Annotated in this window: 15 protein-coding genes; 7 read left to right on the forward strand and 8 right to left on the reverse strand. The window is 70.5% G+C overall.

The genetic code is table 11. The features are described from left to right. Positions 1-212: 212 nt before the first annotated feature. Entirely contained in the window at positions 213-680 is a 468-nt protein-coding gene (locus tag N8I84_RS03525; protein WP_263228035.1) for an SsgA family sporulation/cell division regulator, read from the forward strand. A 181-nt stretch (positions 681-861) separates the two neighbouring features. Then, complete coding sequence (locus N8I84_RS03530) at positions 862-1,743, forward strand: Bax inhibitor-1/YccA family protein (RefSeq protein ID WP_263228038.1); 882 nt, start codon at positions 862-864, stop codon at positions 1,741-1,743. A 690-nt stretch (positions 1,744-2,433) separates the two neighbouring features. Here the strand turns inward: N8I84_RS03530 and N8I84_RS03535 are convergent. From N8I84_RS03535 to N8I84_RS03550, 4 genes are all read right to left on the reverse strand, one after another. Beyond that, positions 2,434-3,024, reverse strand: coding sequence for a DUF308 domain-containing protein (locus tag N8I84_RS03535; protein WP_263228039.1), 591 nt, complete (start codon positions 3,022-3,024; stop codon positions 2,434-2,436). A 48-nt stretch (positions 3,025-3,072) separates the two neighbouring features. Continuing rightward, positions 3,073-4,692 carry a tannase/feruloyl esterase family alpha/beta hydrolase gene (locus tag N8I84_RS03540; protein WP_263228065.1) on the reverse strand — a complete coding sequence of 540 codons (1,620 nt, stop codon included), beginning with the start codon at positions 4,690-4,692 and terminating at the stop codon, positions 3,073-3,075. Between the two features lie 403 nt (positions 4,693-5,095). Further along, positions 5,096-5,788 (reverse strand): cytochrome b/b6 domain-containing protein, encoded by a 693-nt coding sequence (locus N8I84_RS03545; RefSeq protein ID WP_263228067.1) that lies wholly within the window; start codon positions 5,786-5,788, stop codon positions 5,096-5,098. Next, complete coding sequence (locus N8I84_RS03550; RefSeq protein ID WP_263228069.1) at positions 5,736-6,458, reverse strand: molybdopterin-dependent oxidoreductase; 723 nt, start codon at positions 6,456-6,458, stop codon at positions 5,736-5,738. Before N8I84_RS03550 ends, N8I84_RS03545 begins: the two co-directional genes overlap by 53 nt. Before the next feature lie 473 nt (positions 6,459-6,931). On the opposite strand from N8I84_RS03550, the gene abc-f reads away from it, so the two are divergent. The 4 genes from abc-f to N8I84_RS03570 all read left to right on the forward strand — a co-directional run bounded on the left by abc-f (position 6,932) and on the right by N8I84_RS03570 (position 12,383). Next, positions 6,932-8,566 carry a ribosomal protection-like ABC-F family protein gene (gene abc-f / locus N8I84_RS03555; protein ID WP_263228071.1) on the forward strand — a complete coding sequence of 545 codons (1,635 nt, stop codon included), beginning with the start codon at positions 6,932-6,934 and terminating at the stop codon, positions 8,564-8,566. A gap of 78 nt (positions 8,567-8,644) precedes the next feature. Continuing rightward, positions 8,645-10,315 (forward strand): ABC-F family ATP-binding cassette domain-containing protein, encoded by a 1,671-nt coding sequence (locus tag N8I84_RS03560; protein WP_263228072.1) that lies wholly within the window; start codon positions 8,645-8,647, stop codon positions 10,313-10,315. Between the two features lie 124 nt (positions 10,316-10,439). Beyond that, positions 10,440-11,003, forward strand: a complete 564-nt coding sequence (locus N8I84_RS03565; protein ID WP_263228075.1) for a CGNR zinc finger domain-containing protein — start codon at positions 10,440-10,442, stop codon at positions 11,001-11,003. 822 nt (positions 11,004-11,825) lie between these two features. Next, positions 11,826-12,383, forward strand: a complete 558-nt coding sequence (locus N8I84_RS03570) for a hypothetical protein (protein ID WP_263228077.1) — start codon at positions 11,826-11,828, stop codon at positions 12,381-12,383. Between the two features lie 428 nt (positions 12,384-12,811). On the opposite strand, the gene N8I84_RS03575 is transcribed toward N8I84_RS03570, so the two are convergent. The 3 genes from N8I84_RS03575 to N8I84_RS03585 all read right to left on the reverse strand — a co-directional run bounded on the left by N8I84_RS03575 (position 12,812) and on the right by N8I84_RS03585 (position 15,427). Further along, the gene (locus N8I84_RS03575; RefSeq protein WP_263228079.1) at positions 12,812-13,414 is read right to left on the reverse strand and encodes a GOLPH3/VPS74 family protein; all 603 of its coding nucleotides are present in this window, start codon (positions 13,412-13,414) and stop codon (positions 12,812-12,814) included. Then, positions 13,411-14,850: a dihydrolipoyl dehydrogenase family protein gene (locus tag N8I84_RS03580; protein ID WP_263228080.1), complete on the reverse strand. Its 1,440-nt coding sequence runs from the start codon at positions 14,848-14,850 to the stop codon at positions 13,411-13,413. Before N8I84_RS03580 ends, N8I84_RS03575 begins: the two co-directional genes overlap by 4 nt. 130 nt (positions 14,851-14,980) lie before the next feature. Next, positions 14,981-15,427, reverse strand: a complete 447-nt coding sequence (locus tag N8I84_RS03585) for a VOC family protein (protein ID WP_263228082.1) — start codon at positions 15,425-15,427, stop codon at positions 14,981-14,983. Positions 15,428-15,743: 316 nt separating this feature from the next. On the opposite strand from N8I84_RS03585, the gene N8I84_RS03590 reads away from it, so the two are divergent. Next, complete coding sequence (locus tag N8I84_RS03590) at positions 15,744-16,079, forward strand: ankyrin repeat domain-containing protein (protein ID WP_263228084.1); 336 nt, start codon at positions 15,744-15,746, stop codon at positions 16,077-16,079. Here the strand turns inward: N8I84_RS03590 and N8I84_RS03595 are convergent. Next, positions 16,051-16,850, reverse strand: a protein-coding gene (locus N8I84_RS03595) for an IS5 family transposase (protein ID WP_263234646.1) whose coding sequence is annotated in 2 segments (ribosomal slippage) — positions 16,051-16,511 and positions 16,511-16,850 — 801 coding nt in all. Because the reading frame shifts where the segments join, the coding sequence is not laid out codon by codon here. The two genes, N8I84_RS03590 and N8I84_RS03595, sit on opposite strands and share 29 nt — an antisense overlap. Positions 16,851-16,970: the final 120 nt, after the last annotated feature.

The following is a 16,970-nucleotide window of genomic DNA, read 5'->3' on the forward strand; positions in this document are numbered from 1 at the left end:
ACGTTCCGCGCCCACTTTTGCGCCGACGCGAGCCTCGCGGACGCCGGGCACCGGCGCCGGTGTTCCGACAACTGCCCCGTCCTGAGCCGGCCTCCGACCGTCACTGCCCCGTCGGGGGCTGTCCTCCGACCGTCAACTGACCGATGTGCGGCGTCCGCCCCGGGCGAAGAGTGGAACACGCAGACTTCGTCCCACGGAGGGAAACTCCTGTCATGCATCGTGATCAGTCACCACTGCGGGCGCGTTCGGCGCCCGAGCTCGTGCCGTCGTTGTTGCTGGACCTCGACCAGATGCTGGACGAATTCACCCGGCAGCCCATGCGGGCCAAGTTCCGCTTCGGCGTGGACATGCCCGCGGTGATCACGGTCGAGTTCGCGGCGGAACGGGGACCCACTCTCATCTGGCACATCGGCCGTGAACTCCTGTACCGCGGAGTGACGTCGATGAGCGGGGCGGGCGACGTGCGGATGTGGCCGACTCTGCCCGGAGAGCGGCCCTCGTCGTGGCTGCTTCTGGAGTCCGAGGAGGTGGAGGCGCTGTTCGAGATCCCCACCGCGCCGCTGGCGGAGTGGCTCGACGCCACCTACCGCATCGTCTCGGCCGAGACGGAGATGGACGGCTTGAACTGGGACGGCTTCCTCATGGAACTGCTCGACGGCCCGCAGGCGCCGTCCGAATGACCGTCTGCCCGGCCCGAGCGGACGGGGACTCACCCCTCTCACGTCACCTGCTAGAGTGGTGACGTGAAGGGTTGCGGTCGTCGACCCGGTGGATGGCCACCGGCACACGTGCGCCGCCACGGGCGCCCGACGACAAACGCTTTGCGCCAAGCCGCGAGTGCGGCGGACGAGGAGGAATGACGTGAGGACGAGCAACCCGATCTTCTCCCGCTGGGGCGCCACCCGTGGCGCAGGCCCGGCGGGCGCGCACCGGCGCGAGCCGCTGGGTGCCACGGTCGGCGCCAGCCCGACCGGCGACTACCGGACCAACCCGTACGCCTCCCCCGCCGACGCCAACCTGTACGCCTCCCCCGCCGACACCGGCCTGCGCGCCGGCTCGACCGCGGTGACCATGGACGACGTCATCGTCCGCACCGCGACGACCCTCGGTACCGTGGCCCTGACGGCGGTGCTCTCCTGGCTCCTGCTGCCCGTCGACGAGGCGAACATCGGCCGGTCCTACGGCCTGGCCGTGGGCGCCGCCCTCGTCGCCTTCGTGCTGTCGATGGTCCAGTCGTTCCGGCGGACGCCGTCTCCGGCGCTGATCCTCGGATACGCGGCGTTCGAAGGTGTCTTCCTCGGCGTGTTCTCCAGCACGGTCTCGACGTACATCGCGCCGGGCGTGGTCGTCCAGGCGGTCCTCGGCACCTTCGCAGTGTCCGCGGGCGTGCTCATCGCGTACCGGATGCGCTGGATCCGGGTCACCCGGCGGTTCGCCGGATTCGTCGCCGCCGCCGCGACCGGGTTCCTGCTCCTGCTTGTCGCCGACTCCCTCTTCTCCGCCTTCGGCGCCGGAAACGGCCTCGGCTTCCACAGCGGCGGCCTCGGCCTCGCCTTCGGCGTCATCGGCATCCTGCTCGGTGCGGCCTTCCTCGCCCTCGACCTGAAGCAGGTCGAGGACGCCGTCGCCTACGGCGCCCCGCGCCAGGAGGCCTGGCTGGCCGCCTTCGGCCTCACCCTGACGCTGGTCTGGATCTACCTGGAAGTGCTGCGCGTGCTCTCCATCTTCAACAACGACAACTGAGTTCTCCGACGCCAGAGGGGCATGCGCCGCGCGCATGCCCCTCTGGCATGTCCGGACCGCCATACCGGGCGGGCCAGAACCCCGCACGGAACCGGGCCGGCCCGTACCAGCGCGGCAGAGTGAACGCGGCCCTCGTCGCCGCCGGTCACGTCCTCAACAGGCCCTCGGTGGGACTGGGCTCGCAGACGCCGTGCCGATCCGCCGTAGCACGGCCGGCTGCGCCGCCTGGACGCCGCCGCCTTCACCGCGCGCCGCACTGCCGCACCGCCGAACTGGCCCCGCGCATCGAGCGGATCGCCCACGAGCTGATCGACGCCGTGCCGCCCGCCGGTGAGATCGACCTCGTCGAGGCGTTTCACGCGCCGCTGCCCGCGACGGTGATCGCCGAACTCCTCGGCATCCCCGACGAGCACGACCCGGACTTCCGCCGCTGGTCGAGCCATGCCCTCCAGCTGCCTTCGCCCTCGCACACGGGCGCGTGCACCACTGCCGTCCCGCGTCCCCGAACCGGAACTCGCCATACCGGTGGACTCGTTGGACTGGGCCGTCTCCGTTACGACCCGCCGCGTGACGTGCCTTCCGGTGTGCTACCGCGTCGCCTGACGGTCCGGGTCCAGTCCGTACGACACGAAAATCCCGGCCCGCGCCTCGGGGCGCGGGCCGGGACGGCACAGGAAGCGTGGTCCGGGGTCAGACGGTCCGGGTGCGCAGCTGCCGGGACTTCCAGCCCAGCAGCACGGCCTGGACGATGAACCACACCCCGCCGCCGGTGGCGTACACCGACAGCACGTCGAGCGAGGGATCGTCGCCCGCGGCCTGGACGTTGTAGAAGATGCCGACGACGAACGACAGCCCGCCCGAGATCAGGGTCGGCCACTGGGCGCCCGACTCGGGGCCGCGCCGCCGCAGTCCGACGATCACCTGGGCGGCACCGGAGGCGACGGCCCAGGCACCGAACACATGGAGCACCGGGGCCACGCCGCCCGCGCCGGCGATGCCGACCGCGATGGCGGCCAGTGTGCTGAGGACCCCGTTGAACGCGGTGACACGGCGCTCGGAACCGTCTGGGGTGGCACGGTAGTCGATCAGCGAGGACACCGCGTCGATCAGCGGGTAGACGACCAGCAGCGTGATCGCCACGGCGTCGACGTGCTCGTGGGCTCCGGCGAACGCCAGGGCCCACGCCAGGGCCAGGACGCCACGGCCCAGGTACAGCCTCAGCAGGGAGGAGCGCCCGCCCGTCGTCGCCGGACTCGAAGGCGTCGCAGTCTGCGTGCTCATGATGGTTCGGCCTTTCTAAGGTCGGGGAGTCGTCCGTGGACCGGCCGGTCAGTGCCGGGACGGGGAGACGCAGCGGAAGCTGGAGGCGGCAGTCGTGTCGCCGTGGCCCTTGTAGCGGGACACCGACGGGTAGCTGCACAGGTCACGGGTGACCGTCTGACCGTCTGCGTTGATCAGAGTGGCGGGCAGCGTCTTGGGCGCCTTGCCGTGTTCGACCCAGGCGGTCAGCGCGGCGAGGCCGTCAGCCGAACCGTCAAGGCCGTTGAGGCCGCAGTGGTCGGTGTTCGGGGCGAGGAAGAGACGGTAGAAGTCGTCGACGCGCTTGGAGCCGCCCATCTCCCGCTCGACCTGCTCGCGGTACTGCACGGTGCCCTGAGTCGGGATGTACTGGTCGGCCTGGCCGTGCCAGGTCAGCAGCTTGCCGCCGGACTTGAGGAAGGCGGACAGGTCCGGGTCGTCCGTGCCGATGACCTTGTCGTACTCGGCCTCGGACTGCTCGAACAGCCGCGTGAACCGGCTGTAAGTGATCTCCGAGACGTCGAGGGACGGGTCCTTCGCCACCCACAGCCTGACCCAGTCGGCGGGCACCTGGAACGGCGCTCCCTTGACGTTCCCGTTGGCGTCGGGGTCGGAAACACCCGCCAGAGCCGCCAGGTTGGCCCCGATCGGGACGCCGGACCACAGCTTCCTGCCCGACGGCGTGCGCGGACCGTCCCAGATCTTGCGCACCACGGCCGCGTCTGCCGCCGTGACAGTCAACTCCTTGCCGTTGCACACGACCTTGGTGCCGATCAGCCGGCGCGGGTCGAAGTCGCAGCGGGACGCGTCGTTGACGAGGCCGTCCTTGACGCCGTCGAGCGAGTCGCAGGCCTTGACGGCGGCGTCGGTGAAGGCCTTGAACTCACAGGGGGCCGGGTAGGTCTTCTCGTTGTTCATGACCACCTGCGGCCACAGGGTGGCGACTTCGAACTCGTCCCAGTTGATCGCGGGCGCGTCGGCGAGGATGCCGTCGTAGTCGGTCGGGTAGCGCTGGGCCTCCATGTAGCCCTGGCGTCCGCCGGTGGAGCAGCCGGTGAAGTAGGAGTAGGAGGCGCGTTTGCCGTAGACCCCGTCGACGACCTCCTTGCCGACGACCGCCGCCTCGTGCTGGGAGCGGGAGGCGAAGTTCTTCAGCAGGGCGGTGTTGACCTTCCCCTTGCTGTTCAGTGCCCAGCTGGTGTCCAGGGCGTCGCCGACACCGGCGTCCGTGGTGGTCGCCGCGTAGCCGTCCTTGACCGCGGTGGCCAGACCGACATTGTTGTCCCCGGCGAGGTAGGCGGCGCCCCCGAGCCCCTGGAAGCGGCCGTTCCAACCGCTGACGGGCAACCAGGTCCGCACCTTGGCATGGTCGCTGTCGCCCGGGTGGGTGAGGGTGACCGTGACCTCGCAGAACGCCGGGACGTCGGTGACCGTGCCTTGCAGGACCCCCGTGCCCTGGATGGTGCCGCCCTCTTGGCGGAGCGCCGTCACGGACTCCACCGTGGTGCCGGCCGGGGCCTTCACCGACACCGTGTCGCAGTTGAGCGGCATGGAGGCGGAATTGCGGGGTTCCGCCGACGCGGTCGGCAGGTACACCGCCGCAGCCAGCGGCACACCGGCCGCGAGGACAGTCAGAAGTCGTCGTCTCATGGGTATCCATCCAAGGAGTGGGTGTGCGCCTGGTCGCGCGGCGACACATGTGTATGGCGGATGAGCAGGACAGTGGCTGGAGCGGCGGCCTCACCGCGGAAGACGTCCGCGCGTATGCCCCCCTGACCTGGGTGGGCAACCCGAGGCAGCCTCGGGTTCGCCGAAGACCGATCCGGACATTATCACCGGTTGAAGCGGTGACTGAAGGGTGTGTTTGAACTTCGAGTGAGCCAGGGCCGGACGCTGCGGCCGGTTCTCACTCTGGACGCACGCCGAGCACCCGACAACAGTCAGTTGACGGTCCGCGTCCACGGAACCCGGCCCGATGACCGTGACGAACGTGTTAGGTCATTGGGCGGGGTCCGCGGCCGTACCGGCAGGGCATCGCCCGGCCCACGTCACGTCACACCTCGTCCGCTCCCCCGGCCACGCTGCCATCACGCTCCTCCCGCAGCCACCGGGAATGGTGCCGCTGCGCCCAGGACCGGCTGACGTACCCGGTACGCATGCCGAGACGCGCCTCCGGATCCTCGAAGGCCTTGCGCATGTGCCCGAGGACGACGAATGTGATCGCCCAGGCCAGCAGGTCGTGGACGAAGATCGCGCTGGTGCGGGAGATGAAGGGCAGCAGCCCCATGAACCACATCAGCAGGCCGGTGAACATCATGACCAGGACGGCGCCGGCGATCCAGCCGGCGTAGAGCTTCTGCCCCGCGTTGAACTTGCCGGCCGGGCGCGCCTCGGGCGCGGTCCTGCGCCTGCGGACGGCCCGCAGCCACTGCCGGTCGTACACAGCGAACCGGTTCAGCCTGCGCAGGTCCGCGCGGAAGTCGGCCGAGAGGAGTCCCAGCAGGAAGGGCAGCGGCAGCGAGATGCCCGACCACTCGTGCACGGTGACCATCAGGTGCCGCCGCCCGACCAGTTGGGCGAGCGGCCCGAGGTACAGGCAGGCCGCGGAGACCAGGCACACCAGCATCAGGTAGCCGGTGGCCCGGTGGACCATGCGCTCGGCGGTGCTGAAGCGGCGGACCCGGCCGGAGGGATCAGGCCGCGTCGCTGTGCCGGTCGGCGCCGTCGAGCCAGCCGTCGATCGCATAACCGCGTTCCTCCCAGTAGCCGGGAACGACCTTGTCGGTGACCGAGATGCCGGACAGCCACTTGGCCGACTTGTAGAAGTACATGGGGGCCACGTAGAGACGGACGGGTCCGCCGTGGTCGTGGGTGATGGGCTTGTCCTGCATGTTCAGTGCCACCAGGACGTCCGAGCGGCGGGCCTGCCCCAGGGTGAGACTCTCGGTGTAGGCGCCGTCGAAGCAGGTGAAGCGGACCGCCGCGCCCGGGGAGCGCACCCCGGCGGCGTCCAGGATGTCCGCCAGCTTCACCCCTTCGAAAGGCGTCTTGTCCACACGCCATCCGTCGGTGCACAGCACGTCATGGACGACGCGGGTCTGCGGCATCGCGCGCAGGTCGGCGAGCGTGTAGGTCTTCGGCTTCTCCACCAGTCCGCCGACCGTCAGTTCGTAGTTCGTCTCGTCCTTGTGCGGCACCGAGCCGACGACGCTGTAGTACCGGAAGCCGCCCGGATTGGGCAGCAGGCCGGTCAGCCCGGTCGCGTCGACCTGGGAGGCGGCGCCGAGGAATCCCTCCCAGCCGCGCTGGAGGTAGGGCGCGGCGGCGAGCCCCGCAGCGCCCGCGCCGAGCATGCCCAGCATCGCCCGCCGTCCCACCGGTGCGCCCTCGGCCCTCGGCTTCGGCTTTCCTGCCATGGTCAGTGTGCTCCTTCGGAGTGGCGACGATCCCGGCGAGGCGCGGCCGCACGGCAGACGGCGCCGGCCGAGTGGATCCACACATGTGAACACCGTCGAGCCATACAGTGACATCGTCACCTATTCAACTGGTGACGATACTGGCATGGCCGCCTAGGGCTGTCAACAACACGGCGAACGGGGCAACGCGGCATGTGTCCGTTCGACATGTGCCCATGCAACACATGCGCTCCGACGGCCGGAACCGGGCAAGGCCACGACAGGTGCTACGCTCTGAGCGCCGTAGACCTTGTATCGAGGAGTCGCAGACGTGGTGGGTGACGACGACATCTCCGGGTGAGATCCGGATCTGACGGCCACCGGCCGGCGCTCGGGAGCGCTGCCGAGGTGGTCCGTTTCGTCGTACCCCATTTCCCACGTCTGCCCAGGGCAGAACTCCAAGCTCTGCCCTCAGTCCCTCTGAGGTCGCTTTCATGTCCGACGCCGCCATCGTCTGCTCGAACCTCTCCTTCACCTGGCCCGACGACACCCCGGTCTTCGACGACCTGTCCTTCGCCGTGACCCCCGGCCGTACGGGTCTGGTCGCCCCCAACGGCTCCGGCAAGAGCACCCTGCTGAAGCTGATCGCCGGCGAACTCGAGCCCGCCACAGGCTCGGTGACCGTCAGCGGCACGCTCGGCTACCTCCCGCAGAGCCTGCCCCTGGCCGGGAACCTCACGGTCGCCGAGGTGCTCGGCGTCGCCGGGGTCATCCGTGCCCTGGACGCCGTGGAGTCCGGCGACGTCAGCGAGGAGCACTTCACCACCATCGGCGACGACTGGGACATCGAGGAACGCACCCGCGCCCAGCTCGACCGTCTCGGCCTGGCCGACATCACCCTGGACCGCAGCCTGAGCACGCTCAGCGGTGGCCAGGTCGTCTCGCTCGGCCTCGCCGCCCAACTGCTCAAGCACCCCGACGTGCTCCTGCTCGACGAGCCCACCAACAACCTCGACCTTCAGGCCCGGCACCAGCTCTACGACGTGCTGTCGGACTTCAACGGCTGTCTGCTCCTGGTCAGCCACGACCGCGCGCTGCTCGACCGCATGGAACGCATCGCCGAACTCGGCAGCGACGAACTGCGCCTTTACGGCGGCAACTTCACCGAGTACGAGGCGGCCGTGCGCGCCGAGCAGGAGGTCGCCGAGAAGAACGTCCGCAACGCCGAGCAGGAACTGAAGCGGGAGAAGCGGGAGATGCAGCAGGCCCGCGAACGCGCCGAGCGCCGCGCGAGCAACGCCGCTCGCAACCTCAAGAACGCCGGTCTGCCCCGCATCTTCGCCGGCAACATGAAGCGGGGCGCCCAGGAGTCCGCGGGCCGGGCCGGGCAGATGCACGCGGCCCGGGTCGGCGAGGCCAAGGCCCGTCTCGACGAGGCCGGGCGCGCGCTGCGCGAGGAGCAACGTCTCACCCTGGAACTGCCCGACACCAAGGTGCCCGCCGGTCGCAACCTGTTCCTCGGTGAACGGATGCAGGTGCATCTCGGACACGAGGCCGTGTTCGCCGAGGGCGGTGTCGACCTGACCGTGCGGGGCCCGGAGCGCATCGCGCTGACCGGCCCCAACGGCGCGGGCAAGACCACCCTGATGCGTCTGATCACCGGCGACCTCGCCCCGGACAGCGGAGAGATCAAGCGCAACGACGGCCGGATCGCCTACCTGTCACAGCGCCTGGACCTGCTGAACCTGGACCGTACCGTGGCGGAGAACTTCGCCGCGTTCGCCCCCGAGCGACCCGAGGCGGAGCGGATGAACCTGCTCGCCCGCTTCCTCTTCCGGGGGGCACGGGCACACCTGCCGGTCGGGGTGCTCTCCGGCGGTGAACGGCTGCGCGCCACCCTGGCCTGCGTACTGTGCGCCGAACCGGCCCCCCACCTGCTGCTGCTCGACGAGCCGACCAACAACCTCGACCTGGTGAGCGCGGGGCAGTTGGAGAGCGCGCTCAACTCCTACCAGGGCGCCTTCATGGTGGTCAGCCACGACGAGCGGTTCCTCGCCGAGATCGGGGTCAGCCGCTGGCTGCGGCTGGCCGACGGCGTGCTCAAGGAGACGGTGGCCCCGGCGGTGTGAGCCGCCGGGCGTGCAGTGGCCCGCGTCCGAGGCCGTGCGCCCGGCGGGCCGACCATCGATCACGTTGGACGGTTTCCTGTGCCCCAGCCCGCTCTGCTCGCCCACGACCTGGTCCGCTCCCTGGGCGGACGGCGAGTCCTCGACGGCTTCTGTCTGACCGCCTCCCCCGGCCGCCGCATCGGCCTGATCGGGGAGAACGGCGCCGGAAAGTCCACCCTGTTGCGGGTGCTCGCCGGCGTCGACCAACCCGACGCGGGAAGTGTCACCCGCCCCGGCGACCTCGGCTTCCTCCACCAGGAGATGCCGTTCGACGCCGACTCGACCATCGCCGCGGTGCTCGACGAGGCGCTGCGCGAGGCCCGCGAGGACCTCGCGGAGCTGGACAGGCTCGGGGAGCAGCTGGCCCGCGTCCCGGAGGACGACCCCGGCCACGGAGAACTCCTCGACACCTACGGCAGGCGGCTGGAGCAGGCCCAGGACCGGGAGTCCTGGGACGCCGACCGCCGCGCCGCGCTGGTGCTGGACGGCCTGGGTCTCGTCGCGCTCGGGCACGACCGCACGCTCGGCTCGCTGTCCGGCGGGCAACGCGGCCGGCTTGCCCTGGCCGCGCTGCTCGTGCGCAGGCCGTCGGCGCTGCTCCTTGACGAGCCGACCAACCACCTCGACGACGGCGCCGCCGCCTTCCTGGAGGAACAGGTCCGCGGCCTGCCCGGGACCGTGGTGGTCGCCGGCCATGACCGGGCGTTCCTCGACGCCGTCTGCACCGACCTGATCGACCTCGACCCGGCGGTGGACGGCCCGGTCCGCCACGGCGGCAACTACAGCGCCTATCTGGGCGAGAAGCGTGCCGAGCGGGAGCGTTGGGAGCGGCGGTACGCCGAGGAGCAGCAGGAACTGGAGGAGCTGCGCCGGTCGGCGGGCGTGACCGCGCACCGGGTCGCCCCGGACCGGGGCCGCAGCGACAACGAGAAGATGGGCTACGGCCATCGGGCCGGCCGGGTGCAGAACCAGATCTCCCGCCGGGTCCGCAACGCCACCCGGCGGCTGGAGGAGTTGGAGCGCACCCGGGTCGCCGAGCCGCCGCGCCCGCTGCGGTTCGCGGCCGGGGACCTGGCCGCGCGGGCGGAGGAGGGCCCGCAGCCGCTGGTGTCCCTGCACGACGTGCGGGTGCCCGGCCGTCTCGCACTGGATGACCTGGAGGTGTGGGCGACCGATCGGCTGCTGGTCACGGGCGGCAACGGGGCGGGCAAGTCGACGCTGCTCGCCGTGCTGGCCGGACGGCTGCCGACCGCCGAGGGCGAGGTGCGCAGGCGACGTCGGCTGACGGTGGGCTTGCTCAGCCAGGACACCGTGTTCGACCGGCCCGAGCGCACGACACGTGACACCTATGAGCAGTCTCTGGGTTCGGAGCGGGCCGAGAAGGTGCCGCTGACCTCGCTCGGTCTGATGCATGAGGCGGACCTGGGCAAGCCGGTCGGGCAGCTGTCCGTGGGGCAGCGCCGGCGGCTGGCGCTGGCGCTGCTGGTGGCACGCCCGCCCCAGCTGCTGCTGCTCGACGAGCCGACCAACCACCTCTCCCCGGCCCTGTGCGACGAACTGGAGGCCGCGCTGGGTCCCGGTCCCGGCGCGATCGTCCTCGCCAGCCACGACCGCTGGCTGCGTCGGCGGTGGCAGGGGCGCGAACTTCGGCTTCAGGCGGAGGGCGGGCAGCGGGAGGAGCGCGGCGACGCGGCCGGCCCCCTTGCCTGACCGGCGCCCAACGCATCGGTGCCGTACGATCACTTCGCCATCTCACCCGGGTGACGGCATTGAAGGGTGACGGTTCTCGTGGCGGTGCTTGCGCCCCACGGGCGTCACCTGTCAAGATGGTGATGTGAATCTCAACCATGTCTTCGTATGCGGGCACCCGGCACTCGACTTCGCGGCCACCCTCCGCGCCCGGCGCTCGACCCGGTTCGAGATGTTCGTGACCCCGGAGCGGCTCAACGCCTGGTACCTGGAGTCGGGACTCGTGGACACGATCACCCCTGGCGAGGAGGACGACGTCCGGGAGGCGATCGCGGTGCGCGAAGCGATCTACCAGCTCGTCACGGACCGCCGGCTCGGCGAGGAGTTCGACCGCCAGGCACTCGCCGTGGTCAACGGCGCCGCGCGCAAGACCCCCGCGACTCCGCAGCTCACCCTCACGGGCCGGCACACCGAGGCGACCCCCGAGCAGGCTCTGGCCACCGTCGCCCGGCAGGCCGTCGAACTGCTCAGTGGCCCCGACGTCCCCCTGATGAAGGAGTGCGGCAACCCCGAGTGCACGCGCGTCTACATCGACCGGTCTCGCGGCATGCGGCGGCAGTGGTGCGGCATGGAGTCCTGCGGCAACAAGTACAAGGCCGCCGCCTACCGCGCGCGCAAGAAGACGGCGTCCGCCGTGACCGCGCGCTGACCCCTTTGCCGGGGCCTCGTGCGGTCCCGGCGCTTGCAGGGACCAGCGCCCGCAAGCGCTGCCACGGCCTCGAGGAACCCGTGCCCATCAGTACGTCCGGCTTGCCGTGCACGGGCGGCGGGTGGCCGCCCGTGCACTGGGCGAGGACGCAGCCGCACCCTCAACCTGCGCACCGGCTACGGCGTACCCCCCTGATGCACCAGGAGTAGGTGCGGCACGCCCGCCGCGACTTCCTCGGCCAGGTGTCCGCCGGGCAGGTCCTGGCGCGGGCATGGCGGCCCGGTGTGCGCCCGCGGGGCCGTGCACGCACTGCGCGGCCCAGGAACCGCCCATGTTCCACCACTCCCGTGCACACACCGGGGCACACCCGCGGCCACTGCGCCTCCCCGCTGACCGACAGCGGCATCCTGATCATCGGCGACGCCCTGGTGACCGCGCACACGCCGTCACGTCAGGATGCCGCCCTTGCGGCCCCTGAGCGCGCCGCAAGGCGACGGATCCGGACCCACATATCGGGGTGGGTCCGGTCACCCGGAGCCACGTGCTCAGGCCCGACACACAAGTCTCCGCGAAGGGTCGTCACGGAAGGTTCGGTGACACACTTGCCGGGCAGTCTGCGCCAAGGAGCCTCGTGCGGGTGGCGACCGCGTGCCTTGAGCGGCCGCTGGAAAGTCGACACCAGCTACATGCACAAGCACATCGGCGCCTATCGTGAAATGTGAACATGCCCGGAGTACCGCCTGGCGTTGACACTTGTCTGCGCGGGACCCTCGGCGTGGGTACCATGCGCAAAATCATCCATATCGAGGGAGTGAAACGGTTGTGACCAGCCAATCAACCGCCACGCTCCGATCGCGGTTGGTAGAACAAGCCGCGTCGGACCTGGAGGAGAACCGCCGTCAACAGCAGGAGCTGGCGGAGAGGCTCACCGTGCTGAAGCAGGAGGAGGCTCTCCTGTCGGACATCCTGAGCCTCGCCCAGCGATACAAGGGGTTCGCGGACTCGTCACGTCTGCCCGAGCAGTTGCAGGACGAGCCCGTCGTCGCAAAGGTGAAGCGAGTCCCTACCGAAGCCGCTGCGCGACGCTCGACCTCGGCCAGGACCGCTCCGGCGGGTGACGCGGCGAAGGCCGGCGCGAAGGGGAAGTCGCGTCGGCCTCTGCTCGGTGACCTCCTGTTGGAACTGCTCGGCAAGCACGACGGGCCGCGCCTGGCGAAGGAACTGCGGGACGAACTTCTGGAGAAGTACCCGGATCGCAATCCGACGCCGCAGGTGGTGCGGAACACCCTCGAGTCCCTGGTTGCCAAGGGACGCATCCAGCGTCACAAGCAGCAGCGTTCCGTCATGTACACCCTCGTCAAGTCGCGCGTGGCCGGCTGACACCTCCGCTCGTCCCCCGCGCGGTGCCTCCCGCGGCCGGACCCGGGTGTGTGCCGTGCGACGCTGTCCGCCGCGCGGACGGGTGACGCACACCGGGCGAGGAGTCCTCCCGCAGGACCTCATCCGCCAGGCATGCCATCTGGTCGACGCCCTGGCCCAGGCCGGGACGCCCAGTGCCGCGTCCGACCGCTGCTCCCCCACGTCGAGTACGGGATCCTGCAGCCGTGCCGCCGGAGCCGCCCACCCGGGACCCCGTCGACCAGCTGGACCGAGCAGCCTACCGAGGCCGAGGCCACGGCCGACAGCGGGCGGCCGGCGCCGAGTTCGGTGTGGGCGAGGAGGAACCGGACTTCCGTCCCGGAACACACACTCGGCTGCCGGCACTCACAGGTGTGACCTCGTCGGAGTGTTCGCCCGCCGTAAGATTCCTAACCGCGCCATATGTTGTCGAACGCGGCGCCCTCGACACCCCGGCGCAACCGTACGGCCTCCAGTTCCGTCACCGCGTCCGCGACGGCGGCCAGCACCGTGTCCACCGCGTCCCCGTCTGGGCTTTCGCACGCGTCCGACGGAGTGTCGCCGATCCCCAGGACGGCCGTCAGAGTGGCGAGGACCGGATCGCCCGAGGCCCGACGCTCCTCCGCGCGACGGCGCTCCGGGGAGTCGGCCGGCATGGTCCGCGTGAACCGCGACCGGAGCCCGTGACCCCGCGGGTGGACGACGAGCCCGGCCCGTTCGAGGTCGTCGACGTAGGCCGCGGCGAGTTCGCCGCCGCGGCGCCACAGCCAGTCCTCGACCGTCTCGTACGGCTCCCGCCGGACGAGCGAGGAGAGTGCCTGGTCCAGCAGACGGTCGCCCGTCGCCACCCGCGGCCCGGGCACCATGCGGTCGCCGTCCAGCGTGAGCGCCCCGCTCTTCAGCAGATCGACCGCCTCCGCCCCCGCCAGTGCGAGGGAGAGGTCGCCCTGTTCCACGGGCCGGTCGGGCGGCAGTCCCAGGGCGACGAGCGCCAAGTCGCGTGCGATGTTCATGAGTCTCTCCTAGTCTCCAGCAGGCGCAGCCACACCTCGCTGATCGTGGGGAAGGCGGGTACGGCGTGCCAGAGGCGCTCGAGCGGCACCTCCGCGGTGATGGCGACGGTGGCCGAGTACAGCAGTTCGGCGACCCCCGGCCCGGCGAAGGTGGCGCCGACGACGACCTGACGGTCCCGGTCGATGAGGACGCGGGCCTTGCCCCGGTAGTCGGGGCGGTACTGGAGGGCACCCGCGAGGTGGCCGATCTCGTAGTCGACGACCTCGACGGCGCGACCGGTGCGCTCGGCCTCGCGGACGGTCAGGCCCACGGAGGCGACCTCGGGGTCGGTGAAGACGACGCCCGGGACGGCCTCGGTGTCGGCCGTGCTGCTGTGCGGCGCCCAGCGGCCGGTGTCCAGTTCCTCGCCGCGGGCCCGGGCAGTGATCACGGCACCGGCGATGCGGGCCTGGTACTTGCCCTGATGAGTGAAGAGCGCCCGGCGATTGACGTCTCCCACGGCGTACAGCCAGTTCCCGGGGACGGCGGTGACCGCCAGGCTGTCGTCGGTGGCGATCCAGTCACCCGGGGCCAGTCCCACGGTGTCGAGCCCGATGTCCTCCGAGCGCGGGGCGCGGCCGGTGGCGAAGAGGATCTCGTCGGCGGTGAGTTCACCGCCGTCCGACAGGGTGATCCGGACCTCTCCGTCGCGCATCCGCTCCGCGGCGACGACGGAGACGTTGAACCGCACGTCCGCGCCGGCCTCTCGCAGCCGCTCTGTGACCAGTTCCCCCGCGAAGGGTTCCATACGGGGCAGCAGCCCCGCCTCCCGGGCGAGCAGGGTCACCCGACTGCCCAGCGCCTGCCAGGCGGTGGCCATCTCGACGCCCACCACACCGGCGCCGACGACCGCCAGGCGGCGGGGCGGCTTCCGGGCGCTGGTCGCCTCCCGGCTGGTCCAGGGCCTCAGATTCTCGATACCGGGCAGCGGGGGCCGAGCCGCACGGCTGCCGGTGCACACGGCGACGGCGTGCCGGGCGCGTAGACGGACGGTGTCGCCGGCCGGAGTCTGCACCGACACCTCGCGCTCTCCCGCCAGGCGTCCGTGGCCGCGCAGCAGTTCGATGCCTGCCGACTTGATCCACTCGACTTGGCCGTCGTCCTTCCAGTCGGCGGACATGCGGTCGCGGTGCGCCAGGACGGCCTCGGTGTCCAGCGGGCCCCCGACGGCGGGGCCGAGCCCGGGCACGTGTACGGCGTCGGCGCGGAGCAGGGCCGGGCGCAGCAATGCCTTGCTGGGTTCGCAGGCCCAGTACGAGCATTCGCCGCCGACGAGTTCACTCTCCACGATGACGGTGCTCAGGCCCGCGGCGCTGGTGCGGTCCGCGACGTTCTCGCCGACCGGTCCTGCGCCGATCACGATGACGTCGTAGGTGCGGATGTTCTCGGTCGTCATGTGCGCTCCGGTGGATGGACGTCCCCTGGTCGGACGGGGTCGGCCGGATGGGTCGGCCGGATGGATGTCGTAGCCGGTTGATGTGGCGGTCCCGGCACGGCGGGGAGGTCGGCCGCGCCGGGACCGAGTCTCAGCGCCCGGGGGCGCGCTCGGTGACCTCCTGGAGGAACCACTCGTTGCCGTCCAGGTCCTTGAAGGCCGCGAAGGTGCCGTAGCTGGCCCGCTCGGGGTGCGGACCGGGAACGCGGTGGGAGTCGCCGGCGTGGTGGAAGGCGCCGGTCTCGTCGCGGAACGGGCCGGAGACCTCCACACCGCGGGATTCCAACTCCTTCTGGGCCTCGACGATGTCGGTCACGGTCAGCTGCAGGCCGTGGAGCGTGCCCGCCTCCTGCCGGGTGAGACCCTCGCCGAAGATGATCGAGCACTCGGAGCCGGGCGGGGTCACCTGCACGATCCGGTAGCCGTCGTTGATGGGGAAGTCGGCGTCGAGGCGCCAGCCGAGCTGCTCCGCGTAGAAGCGCTTGGCACGGTCCACGTCGGACACCGGGAGAATGACGACTTCGAGCTTCATGTCCACGGCTGTGACCCTGCTTTCGATGGTTCGGACAATCGGACAGTGGGTTGGGGTCGGTGGGCGGTGCCACCGAGGACGAACGTGCCGAGCATGAGCCTCGCTGTGAGCAACGTGACCACATCCGCTACCGGCACTCACGGCCACGTCGGTGGGCGCTGTGCCCTCACTGTCGGCCGCGAGCGATGTGTGCCACATCAGTCACCTGACGGTGCGTCCCTGCCGGTCCTCTGTCGCGGGCCCCTTAGACGTCATCTCAATTGGTGGCTGATGGCGTAGATAGTTGCTGGCAGGCGTGCCGTGGGGACGGTTGAATGTCGTCGTGAGCGACCACTGGACACCCGCGCATCACGCGGTCGAGCAGGAGGATGCTGAGGCCTTGGCCCGGTTGCTGGCCGCTGGTTCCGATCCCGATGAGGTCTTCAGCAACATGACGCTGCTGACGCACGCGATCGATGTCGAGGGTGATGGCTCTCTGCAGAGCGGGCAGCCGTTGACTGTGCACACCACGGCCGTGCTGCTTGCCTTCGGGGCTGATCCGGAGCTCGCAGACCCAGACGGCCGCACCCCCATGGACATGGCCAATCACCACGGCCACGACCTGGCCGTGAAACTGCTGCAGGCCCACATCAGCAGACAAGCCGCCGATAACAGATGAGGGTGCAGGCGATGCTCGTGAAGGCGAGGAAGTGCTCGGCCTTACGCTCATAGCGGCGGTGGAGGCGGCGGCAGCCGGCGAGCCAGGACATGGTGCGCTCGATGGTCCAGCGGTGGCGGCCGAGTCGCTGCGAGGTCTCGATCCCCTTGCGGGCGATGCGGTGCTTGATGCCGCGCTCTCGTAACCATCGCCGCAGGTGAGGATAGTCGTAGCCCTTGTCTGCGTGGAGCTTGTCCGGCCTGCGTCGCCGCCGCCCGCGGCGGGAGCGGATCGGTGGTATGCCCTTCACCAGGGGAATCAGTGCCTGGCTGTCGTGCAGGTTCGCCCCGGAGATTCCGACGGACAGGGGCAGACCCGTCCGCTCGGTGATCAAATGGATCTTCGATCCGTACTTGCCCCGATCAACAGGATTCGGGCCTGTCAGGTCCCCCTTTTCAGGGCCCGCATGTTCACCGAGTCGATCGCGCAGCGGGACCAGTCCAACTCGCCGCGGGAGCCGAGCTCGTCGAGGACCAGGCGGTGGAGCTTGGCCCACACCCTGGCCTGCGTCCACTCGGCAAAACGGCGGTGAGCCGTCGCCCCCGACGGACCGAACGACGCAGCGGGCAACTGCTGCCACGTGCAGCCCGACGTGGCCACGAACACGATCGCGGCCAGCACTTCACGGTCGCCATGCCGGCGGCGGCCACCGCCCTGAGGCCGCGAAGGGGCGTCAGGCACCACCCGCTGGAACAACTCCCACAATTCGTCCGGCACCAGCCGCTCAACAATCCTCACCACGACCCACAGCCTACCGATGCCACCAATTGAGATGACGTCTTAAGCCATGCGGCTTCCTGGGGTCTCCCACCCGGCACGCTCCGACAGCGGTGACCGATTGGGCACCGCCCG

The organism is Streptomyces cynarae, assembly GCF_025642135.1.
GTDB classification, from domain to species: Bacteria; Actinomycetota; Actinomycetes; order Streptomycetales; family Streptomycetaceae; genus Streptomyces; species Streptomyces cynarae.

What these genes read in the sequence shown, in the direction of transcription:
- N8I84_RS03525 (WP_263228035.1), top strand. Translation starts at nt 213, where the DNA reads ATGCATCGTGATCAGTCACCACTGCGGGCGCGTTCGGCGCCCGAGCTC.
- N8I84_RS03535 (WP_263228039.1), bottom strand. Translation starts at nt 3,024, where the DNA reads ATGAGCACGCAGACTGCGACGCCTTCGAGTCCGGCGACGACGGGCGGG.
- N8I84_RS03540 (WP_263228065.1), bottom strand. Translation starts at nt 4,692, where the DNA reads ATGAGACGACGACTTCTGACTGTCCTCGCGGCCGGTGTGCCGCTGGCT.
- N8I84_RS03545 (WP_263228067.1), bottom strand. Translation starts at nt 5,788, where the DNA reads ATGCGATCGACGGCTGGCTCGACGGCGCCGACCGGCACAGCGACGCGG.
- N8I84_RS03550 (WP_263228069.1), bottom strand. Translation starts at nt 6,458, where the DNA reads ATGGCAGGAAAGCCGAAGCCGAGGGCCGAGGGCGCACCGGTGGGACGG.
- abc-f (WP_263228071.1), top strand. Translation starts at nt 6,932, where the DNA reads ATGTCCGACGCCGCCATCGTCTGCTCGAACCTCTCCTTCACCTGGCCC.
- N8I84_RS03575 (WP_263228079.1), bottom strand. Translation starts at nt 13,414, where the DNA reads ATGAACATCGCACGCGACTTGGCGCTCGTCGCCCTGGGACTGCCGCCC.
- N8I84_RS03580 (WP_263228080.1), bottom strand. Translation starts at nt 14,850, where the DNA reads ATGACGACCGAGAACATCCGCACCTACGACGTCATCGTGATCGGCGCA.